The sequence below is a fragment of the Acidovorax sp. sif1233 genome, from assembly GCF_019218755.1.
Taxonomy (GTDB): Bacteria; Pseudomonadota; Gammaproteobacteria; order Burkholderiales; family Burkholderiaceae_C; genus Acidovorax.
The window spans coordinates 331,627-348,884 of sequence record NZ_JAHUWZ010000003.1; the positions used below are offsets into that span (position 1 = coordinate 331,627).

A 17,258-nucleotide genomic window follows, 5' to 3' on the forward strand; every position below is an offset into this window, starting at 1 on the left:
CCGCCCAGGCGCCCCCACCCGCACATCCGACGCCTCAGCGTCCGGGCCGGATCAAGGCATATTGCGCCCACTCTCCGCGTCGGTACAGCACATTGATGGCCTTGCTCTTGTCCGCCTTTGCCAGCACGGCTTCGAACTCCTTGACCCCCGATACCTCGGTGTTTGCGATCGCAAGAATCACGTCACCTTCGCGCAGGCCGGCACGCGCGGCAGCCTCCGTGGCGGTCGCCACCAGTACCCCGCCCTTGACCTTGAGTTCCTTCTTCTGCGCATCGGAAAGTTCAATCACCGCCAGCCCGATTTGCTGCGCAGCGGCCGATGCCTTGGGCTTCTCTTCCCGTTCTGCCGCTTTGGCGGCCGCGGGCTTGTCAGGCTCGATCTCGGCAATGGTGATGCCCAGATCCCGCGAAGCGCCCCGGCGGAATACGGTCATGGTGCTCTTGGTGCCGGGCTTGGTGTTGCCCACCAGCCGGGGCAAATCAGCCACCTTCTCGATGGTCTTGCCATCGAAACGGGTGATGATGTCCCCCGCTTCCACCCCGGCCTTGTCTGCCGGCGATCCAGCCTCCACGCCGGTCACCAGGGCCCCCTGCGCCTTGCCCAGGCCAATCGATTCCGCCACGTCCTTGGTGACCTGTCCGATCTGCACGCCGATGCGACCCCGCGTGACCCGCCCGGACGCGCGCAATTGTTCGCTCACCCGGATGGCTTCATCCATCGGGATGGCAAACGAAATACCCATGAATCCACCCGAGCGCGAATAGATCTGGCTGTTGATCCCCACCACCTCGCCGCGCATGTTGATCAGGGGCCCCCCCGAGTTCCCAGGGTTGATGGCCACGTCGGTCTGGATGAAGGGCAGGTAGTCGCCGGTATCGCGCTGCTTGGCACTGACGATGCCCGCGGTCACCGTGTTCTCCAGCCCGAAAGGCGAGCCAATCGCCATGACCCACTCTCCGACACGCAGGCGCCCCAGATCACCCACCTTCACTGCGGGCAGCCCGGTGGCCTCGATCTTGACCACGGCCACGTCCGTGCGCTTGTCCGCGCCGATGATCTTGGCCTTGAACTCACGCTTGTCGGTCAGCGTGACGATCACTTCATCGGCCCCCTCCACGACATGCGCGTTCGTCATGACAAACCCGTCCGTGGTCAGGATGAAGCCCGATCCCACGCCACGGGGCTGCTCGTCGTCCTGGGGCCGCTGCGGGCGCTGCTGCCTCGGCACGTTGGGAATCGGCACTCCGAAACGGCGGAAGAACTCCAGCATTTCCTCGTCCATGCCATTCGCGCTCGCGCGGCTGGAGGCCTTTTCCACGGTCCGTATGTTGACCACGGACGGTCCCACCTGGTCCACCAGGTCGGTAAAGTCTGGCAGGCCACGCACAGCTGCAGCGGGCTGCGCGAAGCCGGCCTGGGGCAAAAACGCTCCACCGGCAACCCCGGCGAACATGCACGCAAATGCTACGGAGCGCAGCGCATTTCCATCGAACTTCGGCATCATCGACCTTTCGTGAATTGTGACGAACGCAGTCATCAAACTGTATGTAACTGTGAAGAGTGTGCGGCCATTTGGTTCCCGCGCTGACGTGCTGTCTGCATGCCCCTCTGAAGGGCAGGCCGCAACCCGCAGCGGCCCGCCACCCCACGGAGTGGCAGCCGTGCAATCAGCGGGTGCGCTCCAATTGCCCGGCAAACAGGCGAAGGGTCTGCAGAGGTACCTCTCCGACCGCGGTGAGCCACACATCGGGCAAGACCCGCATCGCCAGCAATTGGGTGGCGCCCATGCTCGACACCTGGGGCTGCGCCGGGTGCCGCTGGGGATCAAACGGCTCCACGAACAGCGAGACCGACGCGAGGCCATCGGAGTACAGGCATTGCAGAACGCCCTGGGCATCGTCCGCGGCAGACACCGCGCGCCGATGGCAACTCACCGGAACAAATCCCGCGACCGGCTGGCGCAAGGCCCACCCCTCTGCCGACGCGGTGGTCTTGACCACGGCCGGTGCCACGACCTTGTAGCCCTCCGTGGCATCCATCAGGCGCGAGAGCTGCTCCACTCGCACGGGCGCATTCAGATCCAGCTCTGAAAACGCGGCCTGCTCCAGAACGCGGCCATCCGCAGCCAGTGTCTGCAGCTTCACGACAAGGCCGGTGTCCCGCTCGCTCCACAGCCTGTAGCCGAAACGCAGGGAGTCCACCGGCTTGAACCACACCACGTCCGCGACAAAACCCGCCACCCGCTCCTGCCCCACCGAACGCGAGACATAGAACTGGGAGATCGACGTGCCGTTGACCACAGGAACGCGCGGAAACTGCCCCGAGGCTTCGCGGCGGTCCGAGCGGACCACCCGGGACTGGGGCCAGAAAGTGCGCACCTCGTCATCGCGCCGGAAAATAGTCCGCGGCGTGCCGCTCAGCGCCTCCACGCGCTCCATCTGCTGCTGCCCTTCACAGGCGTGCCAGATGCGCGAACTGGCCATCGCGCCCGAGGCTGCAAGCACCACGAAGGTTCCCGCATAGGGCCGGATGCAGGGCGCGCTGTGCATGCGCTCAATCCATTGCACGATGGTGCGCGCCGCGGGCACCGGGGCCGCGTCTCCCAACGGACGAGGCGACTTTTCCGGTTGCGCCTCCCCCATTGCGGCGGAAAGCCCCGCCACGCACAGAAGCACCGCCACCCACCCGGACCTGAACCACCGACATGGCGCAATCACGCTATTGCCCGCAACCCCTGTATTGGTCATCGCACGGTCTCAGCACAAAGAGCCATCCTTGACTCAGCGGCCGGGTGTCTCAAATGTCGCATTGCGCAGGAAGCCCGCGGGCATCTGCAGGGCGGAAGTGCTGCCAAACTGCTTGTGCGCCGCCAGCAACTCGTCCAGGCGGGGATCGCGAATCATCACCTGTGCCCCACCTTCGGCATCCGCCACGGCCACCACGGGCGTGCCAGCGGTGCTGGGCGCGGATTCCGGCGCAAGAGCGAGCTGGGCACCGCCCGACGGACCCGCCGCACCAGTGCCTTGCAGGCTGGCCAAGGAGGTCCATCCAATCGCGGCCACCGCCGCCAGCGATGCAAAACCAGCGACCATCTTCCAGCGGAAGACGGACGCATTCGCGGCACTCTCCATCACGGGAGCCACCACTGCCACCTGCACCGGGGGCTGAACGCCCAGGGCAGGCCCTTCCTTGGCGAGCTCATCGCGCAGCCGTGCCATGAAATCCGGGCTGGAGGGCCGCGCCAGATCGGACGAACGCAATACGTCACCCACCAGGTGATAGAGCTGCCACGCCGCATGCCCCTCGGCTTGCTCCGCGTAGGCCAGGGCATCGGCCAACTCATCCCCCTGCAACTGGCCATCGGCCAGTGCAGACAACTGTTCGCGCCTGTGCATCTCATTCACCACGGCGCCCTCTGCCAATCCATCGCTACGTACAGCCTTGTTCATTTCATTACCTCACCACCGTTTGCCCGACTGGTTTTCAAGCAAGGGGCGCACTTTTGCCGAAATGGCCTCACGCGCCCGGAAAATCCGGGACCGCACCGTGCCAATGGGGCAATCCATGGCCGTTGCGATCTCTTCGTAACTCAGTCCCTCGATCTCGCGCAAGGTCACCGCCTGGCGCAGATCTTCGGGTAATGCCTCCATGGCCGCATTGACGGCTTGCGCGATTTCTCGGGCCGCGAGCACGGTTTCGGGGGTTTCTTCGCTGGTTAGTTCGTGTCCGAGGCGGGAAGTTTCATCTTCATCCTCATTCCCTCGCAGCGCATTCTCCGAAATGACGGGATTGCGTTTCATGTCCATCAGCGCCTTCTTGGCGGTATTGACGGCAATCCGGTAGAGCCAGGTATAGAACTGCGCATCGCCGCGGAACTGATGCAGTGCGCGGTAGGCACGGATGAACGTCTCCTGTGCGATGTCCTGCACGAGGTCGGTGTCGCGCACCATGCGCCCAATGAGGCGCTCGATGCGGCGCTGGTACTTGATGACCAGTAGCTCATAGGCGCGCTGATCGCCCGCCACCGTGCGCTCCACCAGTTGGAGATCGCTGTCTTCGGAAGGGGAAGGCGGAATTACAGTCATGGATACTCAGGATTCACGCCCCACGGCTGCTGCCGGGGCGGTTTCGTCAGCGTTGCCAGCGCCCGGTCTGGGGCGCGAATATACCGCACGGCGCAGATCCATCCAACGTTCAGGCTGGGTGGAACGCTCCAGCCACAGCCAGATGCGGCCGCGCCCCGCGGGCCGCGCATGCAGCCACAGATGCGATTGCACGTCGAGAAGGACTTCCGGGGAAGCGGAAAGTGCCGCCAATGTGTCGCCGGGCTGCCCACTCTCCAGAGCCCAGGACTGTCCGTCCCAGCGAATGGCACCAGAAAGCTGGTGAACCCAGAAGTGCAGTGCGCTGGCGGCGGCCACGAGCCAGAGCCCGCCGCCGGCCAGAACAGGCCAGAGGGAGCCCGCACCCGAGCCTCGAAAGAACCACGCCCCGAGCCCGCCCGCGCCTGCCAGCAGCACGCCAGCCAGCACACAGCCCAGGGCACGGCTGCGCCGCAGGGGGTACAGCACCGCCGGCGGCCGCCGCGAGGAGATCACGTCCATGGCGCGCCACCGGTCACCAAAAGCCCACGGCCCAAGCAGGGGCACAGCTTCGCGGCGGGCCCGCCCTCGGGCTCAAGGCAACAACAAGGCAGAAAGGCCTTGTCATCCAGCGCGGCAGGATGTGGTGCCAGAGGATCAGACGCGTTTGAAGACCAGGGTTCCGTTGGTGCCGCCAAAACCGAAGTTGTTCTTGACGGCCACGTCGATCTTCATGTCACGCGCCGTGTTGGCGCAGTAATCCAGATCGCACTCCGGATCCTGATTCAGCAAATTGATGGTCGGCGGCACCTTTTGCTCATGCAGCGCCAACACCGTGAAGATGCTCTCGATACCACCCGCGCCGCCCAGCAAGTGGCCGGTCATGGATTTGGTAGAACTCACCACGGTCTTGTAGGCATGGTCGCCCAAGGCCGCCTTGATGGCATTTGTTTCGTTGATGTCACCCAGGGGCGTGGAAGTACCGTGGGCGTTCAGGTAGTCGACCTGGTCGGCATTCATGCCCGCATTGCGCAAGGCGTTCAGCATGGCGCGGCGCGGGCCATCCATGTTGGGGGCCGTCATGTGCCCGGCATCGGCACTCATGCCAAAGCCGCTCAATTCTGCGTAAATCTTGGCACCCCGGGCTTTGGCATGCTCGTATTCTTCCAGCACCATCACGCCGGCGCCCTCGCCCAGCACAAAACCATCGCGGTCCTTGTCCCAGGGGCGGGATGCTGTCTTGGGGTCGTCGTTGCGGGTGGACAGGGCACGCATGGCCGCGAACCCCCCGATGCCCAGCGGCGATACGGTGGATTCCGTGCCACCGGCGACCACCACGTCGGCATCGCCGTACTCGATCATCCGGCCGGCCTCGCCGATGCAGTGCAGGCCCGTGGTGCAGGCAGTGACCACCGCCAGGTTGGGGCCCTTGAAGCCAAAGCGCATGGACACGTGGCCCGCCACCATGTTGATGATGGACGCCGGCACGAAGAACGGCGTGATGCGACGGGGGCCGCGGCTGACCAGTTCCGCGTGGGTGTTCTCGATCAGTGGCAGGCCACCAATCCCCGATCCGATCACACAGGCAATGCGCGTGGCGAACTCTTCGCTGAGCGCCTCACCCGTGGGCAGGCCGGCATCCTGCACCGCCTGCGCAGCTGCCGCGATGCCGAAATGAATGAAGCTGTCCATCGCGCGCGCATCCTTGGCGCTGATGTACGACTCCAGGTCAAGACCTTTGACCTCCCCCGCGATCTTGCAGGCGAAGTTCGACGCGTCGAACTTGGTGATGAGATCAATGCCGGATTTTCCGGCAAGGAGGTTGGCCCAGGATTCGGCCACCGTGTTGCCCACGGGGCTGACGCATCCCAGGCCGGTCACGACAACGCGACGACGGCTCATGCGTAAAAAACCTTCTGCTGATCGCTTGAGTCAGGCGCAGAGCGCCGCTCAGGCCTTCTGGTGGGTATTGGCGTAGTCGATGGCGTTTTGCACCGTGGTGATCTTCTCGGCGTCTTCATCCGGAATCTCGATGCCGAATTCGTCTTCCAGCGCCATCACCAGCTCCACCGTGTCAAGCGAGTCGGCACCGAGGTCTGCCACGAAGGCCTTTTCATTGGTGACTTGGGACTCTTCCACGCCGAGTTGTTCGGCAATGATTTTTTTGACGCGTGCTTCGATATCGCTCATGGTTTCCCTCTGGGGGTTGTGAATGAATCCGCGATTCTAGCTGCTTCAGGAGAAGCCCCTCAGCAGCCCGCCGTCCGGATGAACCGGCGTTATCTTCCATCAATTACATATACATGCCGCCATTGACATGCAACTCCTGCCCGGTGACATAGCCAGCCTCGCGCGAAGCCAGGTAGGCCACCGCATGGGCGATGTCTGCGGGCTTGCCCATGTGGCCCAGGGGAATCTGCGCATTGAGCGCTTTTTGCTGGTCTTCGGGCAACACGGAGGTCATGTCGGTTTCGATAAAACCCGGCGCCACACAGTTGACCGTGATGCCGCGGCTGCCCAGTTCGCGGGCCAGTGCGCGCGCCATGCCGGCCACGCCCGCCTTGGCGGCCGCGTAGTTGGCCTGGCCTGGATTGCCCGAGGCACCCACCACGCTGGTGATGCTGATGATGCGCCCAAAACGCTGCTTCATCATCGGACGGATCGCCGCACGGCTCACGCGAAAGACGGCCTTGAGATTGGTGTCGAGCACCGCGTCCCAGTCGTCGTCCTTCATGCGCATGGCCAGCGTATCGCGGGTGATGCCCGCATTGTTCACCAGCACATGCAATCCGCCCTGCTGCTTGACGATGGCATCCAGCAGCGCATCAACGGCGGCCGCATCGTTCACGTTCAGGTTGGCGCCGCGGCAGCCCGGATAGGCCGACAGGGCCTGGCTGATGCGCTCAGCCCCCTCGTCGGTCGTGGCCGTGCCCACCACTTGATAGCCACGAACAGCCAGTTCCAGCGCAATGGCCGCGCCAATGCCGCGCGATGCGCCTGTCACCAACGCCACCTGCGCGGCCGATGAGGTTTCCGTCATGCCAGCAACTCCCGGGTTTCGGCCAGCGTGGCCGGATCAAACATTGCACCACCCACCAACTCGGGGTCGATGCGCTTGGTCAGGCCAGCCAGCACCTTGCCAGGGCCACTTTCAACAATATGGGTCACGCCGCGCGCCTTGAGGGCCTGCACGCATTCCACCCAGCGCACGGGGCCAAAGGCCTGCCGGTACAGCGCATCCCGGATCGCATCCGCGTCCTGGCGAACCGCGACATCCACGTTGTTCAGCACAGGGATCTGGGGAACGGCAAACGCCACATCCGCCAGCGCCAGCCGCAGCTTCTCGGCGGCGGGCTTCATCAGGCTGGAATGAAAGGGTGCGGAGACAGGCAACAGCAATGCACGCTTGGCACCCGCCGCCTTGAGAACTTCGCAGGCCTTGTCGACACCAGCCTTGGTCCCTGCAATGACGGTCTGGATGGGGTCGTTGAAATTGACCGCCTCGACCACCTCGGACGTGCCCGCACCCAGCGAAGCCAGCGCCTCGGCGCAGCCCGCGATGACCTTGGAGGCTTCCATGCCCAGAATCGCCGCCATCGCTCCGGTGCCGACGGGCACGGCCTCCTGCATGGCGGCCGCCCGCAGGCGCACCAGTGGCGCGGCCTGGGCCAGCGTCAGCACCCCCGCCGCCACCAGCGCCGAATATTCGCCCAGCGAATGGCCAGCCACAGCCACGGGAGCCGCGCCGCCCTCCGCGCGCCACACGCGCCATGCAGCGACCCCCGCCACCAGCATCACGGGCTGCGTATTGGTGGTCAGCGCAAGCGCCTCCTTGGGGCCGTCCTTGATCAACAGGCCGACGTTCTCGCCCAGGGCATCCGATGCCTCCTGCAGGGTCTGGACGACCACCGGGTGATCGCCCCATCCGTCGAGCATGCCCACCGATTGCGAGCCTTGCCCCGGAAAGACAAATGCAAAAGATTTCATGAAAAATCCAGAAATATGATTGAAATCGAGTCCCAGCGCTTATTCAATAAGCGCTGAAAGCTATAACTTCAGGAGCACCGCGCCCCAGGTAAAGCCACCGCCCACACCTTCGAGCAGCAGGGTCTCGCCCTTTTTGACCTGGCCGGAGCGCACCGCGTGGTCCAGCGCGAGGGGAATGGAAGCGGCCGATGTATTGCCATGCTGGTCCACCGTGACCACCACCTTGTCCATGGACAGCTTGAGCTTGCGGGCGGTGCCCTGCATGATGCGGATGTTGGCCTGGTGCGGGATCAGCCAGTCGATGTCGGCCTCCGTCATGCCCGCCTTCGCGAGCACCGCATGTGCGGCCTTTTCGAGCACCCCGACAGCGAGCTTGAAAACAGCCTGCCCGTCCATCTTGAGGACCGGGTCCCCCAGCACCTGGCCACCGGCCACGTTGCCGGGCACGCACAGGATTCCCACATGCCTGCCGTCGGCGTGCAGGTCGCTGGACAGGATGCCGGGCGTCTCAGAGGCTTCCAGCACCACAGCACCCGCCCCATCGCCAAACAGCACGCAGGTGGTACGGTCGTTGAAGTCCAGGATACGGCTGAAAACCTCAGCGCCAATGACCAGCGCGCGGTTGGCGGCCCCCGTCTGGATCATGGCATCCGCCACGGACAGGGCATAGACAAAACCGCTGCACACCGCCTGCACATCAAACGCCGGGCAACCATTGGCGCCCAGCTTGTTCTGCAATATGCAGGCAGCCGAAGGAAACACCATGTCCGGCGTGGACGTGGCCACGATGATCAGATCGATGTCCGTGGGCTGCAGCCCCGCGGCCTCCAGGGCGTTGCGCGCGGCTTCCAGCCCCAGATCGCTGCTGGCGACATCAGGCGCCGCGAAATGGCGGGCGCGGATGCCCGTGCGCTCCACGATCCATTCGTCCGAGGTTTCTATGCCGCGCTGGGCCAGTTCGGCCACCAGATCAGCGTTGGTCAGCCGGCGCGGGGGCAGGTAGCTGCCGGTGCCGGTAATGCGGGAGTAGCGTCTCATCAATGTGTGATCGTCGCCGCAACGCCAGGCTGGGGCTGTGCATCTGCAGGCACCAGAAGAGGCGCTGCATGCGCAATCCGGGTCCGGACACGGTCGAGCAAGTTGTTGCGGGCTGCATCATACGCCCGGTTCAACGCCTGCTCGAAGGCCATTGTGTCAGCCGACCCATGGCTCTTGAACACCAGTCCACGCAGCCCCAGAAGGGCCGCACCGTTGTACCGACGGTAGTCCATACGCTTCATCAGCGCTTTTAAGACCGGATAGGCAGTGATGGCAGCAACTTTGGTGAAGATGTTGCGCGAGAACTCGGTCTTGAGCGCACCGATGATCATCGACGCGACGCCTTCGCTGGCCTTGAGGGCCACGTTGCCGACAAAGCCGTCACACACGACGATATCCACCGTTCCCTTGAAGATGTCATTGCCTTCGACATTTCCATAGAAATTCAGATCGCCAGAATTGGCAGCAGATCGCAGGAGTTCACCTGCTTTTTTAATCACTTCGCTGCCCTTGATGACTTCCTCACCGATATTGAGGAGACCCACCGTCGGCTCGCCGCCATCCCTGAGGGCGGACACCAGCGCGGAGCCCATGACGGCGAACTGAAGCAGGTGCTCCGCAGAGCAATCCACGTTGGCGCCCAGGTCCAGTACCGTGGTGGCGCCGCCGGCGGCATTGGGCATCTGCGTGGCGATGGCCGGGCGGTCGATGCCGTCGAGCGTCTTGAGCAGATAGCGGGCAATGGCCATCAGGGCGCCGGTATTGCCTGCGGAGACAGCCGCCGAGGCGGCGCCATCCTTGACCTGCTGGATCGCCACGCGCATCGAAGAGTCCTTCTTCCTGCGCAGGGCCACCTCCACGGGGTCATCCATGGCCACCACTTCGGAAGCGGGCACGATGGTGGCGCGGTCGTGCGAGAACGACTGCAGGCTGTCCGCCAGGCCAACGAGCAGCAGGCGGGCATCAGGGTGGTTATCTAGGAACTGACGGCACGCCGCGAGCGTGACGCGGGGGCCATGGTCGCCCCCCATGCAGTCAACAGCCAGTGTGATCATGGGCGACTTGTCCGACCGGCCAGACAGGCCGGAAGATGAAATGCAACGGTCAAAACAAAGGCCCGCGCTACGATTTCAGTAGCAACGGGCCTTTGGATGGGGCGAAAGTCAGGCTTCAGACTTGTTCTTCAGCACCTGGCGGCCGCGGTAGAAGCCGTTGGGGCTGATGTGGTGGCGCAGGTGCGTTTCACCGGTCGTGGGTTCCACGGCAATGCCCGGCACATTCAGGGCATTGTGCGAGCGGTGCATGCCGCGCTTGGAAGGGGACTTTTTGTTTTGCTGAACGGCCATGATGGCTCCTGGTCTTGAATAGGTTGGTAAAAACGCGATCAGCCCATTAAAGACACGAGGGGATTCGCGCGAAGCCCTCGATTATAGCCTAAATGGCTCGCGGCCTCTTCATGACCCTTTGCCGGGTTTTCGCAGGCCCGCCAGCGCGGCAAATGGGTTGGGCTTCTCGGCGTTGGCCTCTTCGAAATCCTCATCCGAGGAAGCCAGGGGCACCGAGGTCGGGCATTCGTCGTGCTTGGGCACCACGGGCAGCGCCATCAGCAATTCGTCTTCGATCAGCTCGCGCAGATCAAATTCGCGGCTCATGGCCAGCAGGTCTTCCTCGCTCTCGTCGTCCAGCGCCTCGGCCGTGGCTTCGTCGGCCACGAAGCGGAACTCGCGGTCCACCTCCAAGGGGACATCCACCGGGGTCATGCAGCGCTGGCACTCCATGGGGAAACTGGCCTGCACCTTGAGATGCAGCCACACCTGGCCCATGCCACCCAGCGCCGTGCGCACTTCGCCGACCGCCTCCCAGTCCACCATCAGGTCCGGGTGCAGGCCCTTGGCCTCCTGGGCCAGGCGTTCGTACTTCAAGAGCGAATCGTGGCCCGACAGCCGACCGCCCGCCTGTGCAAAGGCTTTCACGTCCAGGCGCTGTGCGGAGAATTCCTTGGTCATGGCGGCAGTGTAAGAGAATCGGCGCATGCATCAATCCCCTCCCCTGCAACGCCCTCTGGTATTGGGCTCCACCTCGCGGTACCGACGCGAATTGCTCCAGCGGTTGAACCTGCGTTTCGACGTTGCCGCCCCCGATGTGGACGAGACGCCCCGCCCGGGCGAGGTCCCGCGCGCGCTGGCCTTGCGCCTGGCGGTGGCCAAGGCCCAGGCGGTGGCCCGCCAGCACCCCGATGCCGTGGTGATCGGCTCCGACCAGGTCGCCGACCTTGCGGGCGAACCCCTGGGCAAGCCGGGCCACCACGAGCGCGCGGTGCAGCAGTTGCGCCAGATGCGGGGCCAGACCGTGGTGTTCCAGACCGCCGTGGCCGTGGTGTGCGCCGCCACGGGCTTCGAGCAGGTGGACCTGGCTGCGGTGGAGGTGAAATTCCGCGACCTGTCCGACGCAGAGATAGAGCGCTACCTGCGCGCCGAGCAGCCCTACGACTGCGCGGGCAGCGCCAAGAGCGAAGGCCTGGGCATCGTGCTGCTCGATGCCATCGTGAGCGACGACCCCACCGCGCTCATTGGGCTGCCCCTGATCCGCACCTGCCGCATGCTGCGGGCGGCAGGGCTGGTACTGCCGTGATGAAACATCCCCCGAGCCGCTTCGCGCCGCCACCCTCTCTTTGCGCAGAAGGGCACGCCCCGGCCTGGGCTGCGCCAGTTGCCTGGACGGCCGGTACCACGCAGCCCCATGGAGACCAGCGATGAACGCAAGAACCGGAACGCTGTACCTGGTGCCCGCGCCGCTCGATTTTGGCTGCGACAGCCAGGTTCCGCTGCAGGATGCGCTGCCCGCCAGCACCTTGCAGACCGCGGCGCGGCTCACCCACTGGGTGTGCGAGAACGCCAAGAGCACCCGCGCCTACCTCAAGCGCGTCGATGCCCTCCACCCCCTGGCCGCTTCCCTGCAGCAGCAGCAGATCACCGAACTGCCGCGCGAGGTGCACAAGAAGGGAGACCATGGCGACAAGGGGTCGGCCCCCTTCGATGCCCGCCCCCTGCTGGCCGCCGCGCTGGCGGGGCATGACATGGGACTGGTCAGCGAGGCGGGCATGCCCGCCGTGGCCGACCCGGGCTCGTCCGTGGTGCGCGCCGCGCACGATCTGCAGATCCCCGTGGCCCCCCTGGTGGGCCCGGTGTCGCTGCTCCTCGCACTGGCGGCCAGCGGCCTGAACGGGCAGAACTTCGCGTTCGTCGGTTATCTGCCACAGGACAGCCAGGAGCGCACCCAGCGCATCAAGGAACTCGAAGGCCTGGCCCTCAAGACAGGGCAGACCCAGCTCTTCATCGAAACCCCGTACCGCAATGCGGCCCTGTGGCAGGCGCTGGTCCAGGCGCTGCAACCCCACACCCGGCTGGCGCTGGCCAGCGGGCTGACGCTGCCGGACGCACGCATCCGCAGCCAGCTGGTGCGGCAATGGCGCCAGCAGCCCGAGCCCCCCGACAACCGCACCCCCGTGGTGTTCGCATTGGGCCGCTGACATGCAGCCGCATTCGATTGCTATATTTTTAATAGCTTGTAGCGCTTATATGACAAGCGCAGAGGCCATTATTCGTTGTGAATTGAACGGCAAGGCCATCAACATCTCCAACGGTGCCGAAACGGCCGGACAGTCCGGGCTCGTGCGCTGCCGCGAAGAGGACACGGGCCATGTCCAGCGAGAGCAGGAGCTGCGCGATGGCAAGTACCTCGGCCAGGAGCGCATGTTCGACCGCGAAGGCCGCCTGCAGCGCGAGCGCACGGTGAACGAACGCGGCAACAGCCACGGCCGGGTGGCCGAGTTCTGGCCCAACGGCCAGGTGCGGCGCGAGGAAACCGCCGACAACGGCCGCACCCAGGGCGCGGTGCGCCGCTTCGATGCCACCGGCCGCGTGGAGCGGGTGTCGTTCCATGGCGACGGGCAGGAGCTCTTTCATGTGGAGACCAACGGCAGGGGCCAGCCCACGCGCCTGCTCTGCCCCCGTGCCAGCGTGCTGCCCGAAGACCGCAAGCTCTGCGGCTTCGATGGCGCCACCGACACCCTGCTGCACGCGGAAAACGGGACCCCAACCGCACAGCTTCGGTACGACCAGGGCCGCCTGCTGAGCGCCACCGAATGGACCAGCGGCGGCCTCGTCTCCGCCCAGCAGCTCGTGGTGGAAGGCCGGCGCGTTCACCGCAGCTTCCACACCGAAGGCGGCAGGAGCGTGCTGCGCGAGGAACGCGTTTTCGCCCCCGACGAGCGCGCGCTGCGCGACACCCGGGGCCCTCTGTGGAGCACCCGGCGCTACGGCGCATCGGGCCAGCTCATCGAGCAGCGCGGTTTTGACGGCGGGCGCGAGGTGCAGGTGGAGCACTGGTACCTCAACGGGTCCGTGCGCGAACGCAGCACCTGGAGCGGCACCGGCGAGCAGGCCCGCCTGCTGCGCGAGATGCACCGCGACGACGGCAGCCTCCTGCGGCGCGACCAGCTCACCAAGGACCAGTGGCCCGTGGGAACGCAGCAGGCGTTCCACGACAACGGCCGGCTGGCGATGGAAGAGCAGTATTCCGCCCCCGATGCCCGCGGCCGCACGCGTCTCACGGCGCGCAAGCAGTGGGACGAAGCGGGCAAGCTCGTGGCGGACGACACCATTCTTGAAGATGGCTCGCGCCAGCGCAGGGCCGGCGGGCTGGACAGCTGAAGCAGGCATCAGACCCCTGCCCCTCCACCCTCCTGCCGCCCCTGAGGCTTGCACCGCCCGGTCAGCGGCGCCATTCGCACACGCCCATACGCAAAAATGCCCCGGATGGAATCTCCACCCAGGGCATTGGCTGCGAGTGGCCCGCAGGCCAGATCAGGTGGCGTCAGCGCAGCTGCGGCCCCGCCACCGACAGCGACTTGACCGCGCCCACGCCGATGGCGGCGCCAAAACGCTTGACCAGGCGCTCGGCCACGTTGTCGCGGCGGGTGTAGTCGATGATGTCCTCGGCCTTCACCACCTCGCGCGCCACGTAGTCCAGGTTGCCCAGCTTGTCTGCCAGGCCCATTTCCACGGCCTGCTGGCCGGTCCAGAACAGGCCGCTGAACGTGTCGGGCGTGGTCTTGAGGCGGTCGCCGCGCCCGGCCTTCACCACGGCGATGAACTGCTGGTGGATCTGGTCGAGCATGGTCTGCGCGTAGGCGCGCTGCTTTTCGGTCTGCGGGCTGAACGGGTCGAGAAAGCCCTTGTTCTCGCCAGCGGTCAGCAGGCGGCGCTCCACGCCCAGCTTTTCCATGGTGCCGGTGAAGCCGAAGCCATCCATCAGCACGCCGATGCTGCCCACGATGCTGGCCTTGTCCACATAGATGTCGTCCGCCGCGGCGGCGATGTAGTACGCGGCCGAGGCGCAGGTTTCCTCCACCACGGCATAGATCGGCTTGTTGTGCTTGGCCTTCAGGCGCACGATCTCGTCGTTGATGATGCCGGCCTGCACCGGGCTGCCGCCGGGCGAATTGATGAGCAGCACCAGCGCCTGCGAGCCTTCGTCCTCCAGCGCGCTGCGCATCGCGGCCACGACGAACTCGGCGCTGGCCTCGGCGCCCGCGGCGATCTCGCCCTTGATGTCGACCACCGCCGTGTGCGGCGCGCTCTTGCTGGCGCTGGGCGACGCCTGGCGCAGGGCGGCGAAGGCAACGGCGGCGATCAGCAGCAGCCATGCCAGCCGGAAGAATATCTTCCAGCGGCGGGCGCTGCGTTGCTCTTGCAGGGCAGAGAAGGCCAGCTTTTCCAGCGTGGCGCGTTCCCAGCCGGGTTCACGCGATGAGTCGCTCACAGATGCTCCTGAATTCGTAGCTGATTGCGCCCACAGGTCGGGCGCTGGGTTGTTTTTGGGGTCAAAACCCGGGGAACCGGGCGTTTGGGGGTCGGTCATGTCATGCGTCCTGGCGCTGCGCCTGCCTTGCCGGGGCGGCCTGTCCAGGGCACGGGCAAGGCACCGGACGACAGCACATAAGGGTAATTCATCTAGATTTTCTAGAACTCCACGGGTTGCAGGTTGTATGCAGTATGCCAGTGCACCACGCCATCGCTTTCCGACAAGGCAATTTTCACCAGGCCGCCCCGGCAGGGCCCCCCCGCGCACTGCCCCGTGCTGGGCAGATAGGCCGCACCATGGGTGGCGCACAGCAGCCACTGGCCGGTGTCGTCGAAAAACCGGTCGGGCTGGTAGTCCATTTCCATCGCCACGTGCGTGCAGCGGTTGAGGTAGGCATGGGGTGTGCCGCGGTAGCGGATGGCAAAGGCCCGGCAGGTCTGCCCCGCATAGGCCACGTCAAACGCAACAGCCAGGCCGCTGTCGGCCAGGTCGGCGCTGTTGCACAACGCAATGGCCCGGTCAGGAAGGTCCGTCATGGGAATGCTCGTTTGCGCATCGTGCACCCTCGTCAAGCGTATTGCAGCAGCCAGTCGTGCAAATCGCGCACCGAATGGGCCACGTGCAGCGGGTTGAGCGCATGGAACACCTCGGGCTCATGCGCGCCGTAGCTCACCCCCACGCTGGCGCAGCCGGCATTCACCGCCATCTGCAGGTCGTGCGTGGTGTCGCCCACCATCAGCAGCCGCTCGGGCGGCACGTCGAACTCGGCCATCAGCTCCTGCAGCATCAGCGGATGCGGCTTGCCCGCGGTCTGGTCGGCCGTGCGCGAGCCATCGAACACGCCGCGCAGGTCCACCGAATGCAGCGCATCGTCCAGGCCGCGGCGGCTCTTGCCCGTGGCCACCGCCAGCAGGTGCCCGCGATCGCGCAGGTCGGCCAGCAGCGGCAGCACGCCGTCGAACAGGCTCAGGTCCTCCTGGTGCTGGATGTAGTGGAACCGGTAGCGGTTGCCCAGGTCGGTGTACTTCTCGGGCGGCACGTCGGGGGCGGCATGGGCCAGGGCCTGCATGAGCCCCATGCCGATCACGTAGGCGGCCTCCTTGTCGGTGGGCACCGTGCCACCGACATCGCGAACCGCCGCCTGGATGCAGCGCACGATGATGGCGGTGGAATCAAACAGGGTGCCGTCCCAGTCAAAGGCGATGAGATCGAAACGGCGCGGGCGGGAGGTGGTGGAGGGCATGGGGGGTTGTTCGCGCCATTTCAGGCAGGAGAAGGCACAAAGCCGGCCAGTTCGGACGGCAGCTCGGCATGGAGCGCCACGCGCTCGCCCGAGGCGGGATGGTTGAACTGTAACCGCCAGGCATGCAGGAACATGCGCTTCATGCCCAGCTTCTGCAGCCGCTTGTTGAGGTCGAAATCCCCGTACTTGTCGTCCCCCACGATGGCATGCCCCTGGCTGGCCAGGTGCACGCGGATCTGGTGGGTGCGGCCGGTCTTGATGGTCACCTCCAGCAGCGACATGGCGGGCAGCCCCTGCGCGGGGCGCGGGGGCACGGAACTGCGCACCTTGACGAGCGTGACGGAGCGCATGCCGTCCGGGTCGTCGGCCGTGGTCACGCGCACACGGCGCTCCCCGTCGGCCTGCAGGTACTTGTGCAGCGGCAGGTCGATGACTTTCTTGTTGGCGGGCCAGGCACCCGTGACGAGTGCCAGGTAGGTCTTGCCGGTCTCGCGCTCGCGGAACTGGTCCTGCAGGTGCGTGAGCGCCGAGCGCTTCTTGGCCACCAGCAGGATGCCCGAGGTCTCGCGGTCCAGCCGGTGCACCAGCTCCAGGAACTTCGCGGCCGGGCGCGCCTGGCGCAACTGCTCGATCACGCCGAAGCTCACGCCGCTGCCGCCGTGCACCGCCACGCCGGCAGGTTTGTCGATGGCGATCAGATGCTCGTCTTCGAGCAGGATGGGAAATTCGCGCGCGGGCGCCGGACGCTCGGCCTTCTCGGCCACCTTGTCTGAAATTCGAACAGGAGGCAGGCGCACCACGTCCCCTGCTTCCACGCGGGTGTCGGCACTCACGCGGCCTTTGTTGATGCGCACCTCGCCGCTGCGGATGATGCGGTAGACGTGCGTTTTTGGCACACCTTTCAAGTGGCGTATCAAAAAGTTATCGAGCCGCTGGCCCGCGGAATCGGAATCGACCTCGATCAGGCGTGCCGCCGGAGGGCTTGCCGCCGTGGTGCGGTCGGATGGCGGTTTGGCCCCTATAATGTGTTTCACCTGCGCGTT

The 17,258-nt window shown here is 65.5% G+C and carries 20 protein-coding genes; 3 read left to right on the forward strand and 17 right to left on the reverse strand.

Features of this window, described 5'->3' with window-relative positions:
• Window positions 1–34 precede the first annotated feature (34 nt).
• The 13 genes from KW843_RS13220 to KW843_RS13280 form a co-directional block, all read right to left on the reverse strand.
• Window positions 35–1,453, reverse strand: a complete 1,419-nt coding sequence (locus tag KW843_RS13220; RefSeq protein ID WP_255594726.1) for a Do family serine endopeptidase — start codon at window positions 1,451–1,453, stop codon at window positions 35–37.
• A 214-nt stretch (window positions 1,454–1,667) separates the two neighbouring features.
• Window positions 1,668–2,747: a MucB/RseB C-terminal domain-containing protein gene (locus tag KW843_RS13225; RefSeq protein WP_255594727.1), complete on the reverse strand. Its 1,080-nt coding sequence runs from the start codon at window positions 2,745–2,747 to the stop codon at window positions 1,668–1,670.
• Between the two features lie 33 nt (window positions 2,748–2,780).
• On the reverse strand, window positions 2,781–3,449 hold the full coding sequence (locus KW843_RS13230; protein WP_218295597.1) for a sigma-E factor negative regulatory protein: 669 nt from the start codon (window positions 3,447–3,449) through the stop codon (window positions 2,781–2,783).
• Between the two features lie 9 nt (window positions 3,450–3,458).
• Entirely contained in the window at window positions 3,459–4,085 is a 627-nt protein-coding gene (gene rpoE, locus KW843_RS13235) for an RNA polymerase sigma factor RpoE (RefSeq protein WP_218295598.1), read from the reverse strand.
• Window positions 4,086–4,091: 6 nt separating this feature from the next.
• Window positions 4,092–4,604 (reverse strand): hypothetical protein, encoded by a 513-nt coding sequence (locus KW843_RS13240; RefSeq protein WP_218295599.1) that lies wholly within the window; start codon window positions 4,602–4,604, stop codon window positions 4,092–4,094.
• Between the two features lie 135 nt (window positions 4,605–4,739).
• Window positions 4,740–5,984, reverse strand: coding sequence for a beta-ketoacyl-ACP synthase II (fabF, locus tag KW843_RS13245; protein ID WP_218295600.1), 1,245 nt, complete (start codon window positions 5,982–5,984; stop codon window positions 4,740–4,742).
• A 48-nt stretch (window positions 5,985–6,032) separates the two neighbouring features.
• Window positions 6,033–6,272: an acyl carrier protein gene (acpP, locus tag KW843_RS13250; protein WP_003058049.1), complete on the reverse strand. Its 240-nt coding sequence runs from the start codon at window positions 6,270–6,272 to the stop codon at window positions 6,033–6,035.
• 103 nt (window positions 6,273–6,375) lie between these two features.
• Window positions 6,376–7,122 (reverse strand): 3-oxoacyl-ACP reductase FabG, encoded by a 747-nt coding sequence (gene fabG / locus KW843_RS13255; protein ID WP_218295601.1) that lies wholly within the window; start codon window positions 7,120–7,122, stop codon window positions 6,376–6,378.
• Window positions 7,119–8,069, reverse strand: coding sequence for an ACP S-malonyltransferase (gene fabD / locus KW843_RS13260; RefSeq protein ID WP_218295602.1), 951 nt, complete (start codon window positions 8,067–8,069; stop codon window positions 7,119–7,121). The genes fabG and fabD overlap by 4 nt, the downstream gene beginning before the upstream one ends.
• Window positions 8,070–8,129: 60 nt before the next feature.
• Complete coding sequence (locus KW843_RS13265) at window positions 8,130–9,107, reverse strand: beta-ketoacyl-ACP synthase III (protein WP_218295603.1); 978 nt, start codon at window positions 9,105–9,107, stop codon at window positions 8,130–8,132.
• Window positions 9,107–10,162, reverse strand: a complete 1,056-nt coding sequence (gene plsX / locus KW843_RS13270; RefSeq protein ID WP_218295604.1) for a phosphate acyltransferase PlsX — start codon at window positions 10,160–10,162, stop codon at window positions 9,107–9,109. The genes KW843_RS13265 and plsX overlap by 1 nt, the downstream gene beginning before the upstream one ends.
• Before the next feature lie 108 nt (window positions 10,163–10,270).
• The gene (gene rpmF / locus KW843_RS13275; RefSeq protein ID WP_005794249.1) at window positions 10,271–10,453 is read right to left on the reverse strand and encodes a 50S ribosomal protein L32; all 183 of its coding nucleotides are present in this window, start codon (window positions 10,451–10,453) and stop codon (window positions 10,271–10,273) included.
• A 108-nt stretch (window positions 10,454–10,561) separates the two neighbouring features.
• Window positions 10,562–11,113 carry a DUF177 domain-containing protein gene (locus KW843_RS13280; RefSeq protein WP_218295605.1) on the reverse strand — a complete coding sequence of 184 codons (552 nt, stop codon included), beginning with the start codon at window positions 11,111–11,113 and terminating at the stop codon, window positions 10,562–10,564.
• A 25-nt stretch (window positions 11,114–11,138) separates the two neighbouring features.
• Between KW843_RS13280 and KW843_RS13285 the strand changes: the two genes are divergently transcribed.
• From KW843_RS13285 to KW843_RS13295, 3 genes are all read left to right on the forward strand, one after another.
• Window positions 11,139–11,738, forward strand: a complete 600-nt coding sequence (locus tag KW843_RS13285; RefSeq protein ID WP_218295606.1) for a nucleoside triphosphate pyrophosphatase — start codon at window positions 11,139–11,141, stop codon at window positions 11,736–11,738.
• Window positions 11,739–11,859: 121 nt separating this feature from the next.
• A complete protein-coding gene (locus KW843_RS13290; protein ID WP_218295607.1) occupies window positions 11,860–12,636 on the forward strand; it encodes an SAM-dependent methyltransferase in 777 nt (258 codons plus the stop codon).
• A gap of 49 nt (window positions 12,637–12,685) precedes the next feature.
• A complete protein-coding gene (locus KW843_RS13295; RefSeq protein ID WP_255594728.1) occupies window positions 12,686–13,819 on the forward strand; it encodes a toxin-antitoxin system YwqK family antitoxin in 1,134 nt (377 codons plus the stop codon).
• A 163-nt stretch (window positions 13,820–13,982) separates the two neighbouring features.
• On the opposite strand, the gene KW843_RS13300 is transcribed toward KW843_RS13295, so the two are convergent.
• The 4 genes from KW843_RS13300 to KW843_RS13315 form a co-directional block, all read right to left on the reverse strand.
• Window positions 13,983–15,029 (reverse strand): S49 family peptidase, encoded by a 1,047-nt coding sequence (locus tag KW843_RS13300; protein ID WP_218295608.1) that lies wholly within the window; start codon window positions 15,027–15,029, stop codon window positions 13,983–13,985.
• A 101-nt stretch (window positions 15,030–15,130) separates the two neighbouring features.
• Entirely contained in the window at window positions 15,131–15,508 is a 378-nt protein-coding gene (locus KW843_RS13305) for a Rieske 2Fe-2S domain-containing protein (protein WP_218295609.1), read from the reverse strand.
• A 32-nt stretch (window positions 15,509–15,540) separates the two neighbouring features.
• Window positions 15,541–16,215 carry an HAD family hydrolase gene (locus tag KW843_RS13310; RefSeq protein WP_218295610.1) on the reverse strand — a complete coding sequence of 225 codons (675 nt, stop codon included), beginning with the start codon at window positions 16,213–16,215 and terminating at the stop codon, window positions 15,541–15,543.
• A gap of 20 nt (window positions 16,216–16,235) precedes the next feature.
• The gene (locus tag KW843_RS13315) at window positions 16,236–17,249 is read right to left on the reverse strand and encodes an RluA family pseudouridine synthase (protein WP_218295611.1); all 1,014 of its coding nucleotides are present in this window, start codon (window positions 17,247–17,249) and stop codon (window positions 16,236–16,238) included.
• Between the last annotated feature and the right edge of the window lie 9 nt (window positions 17,250–17,258).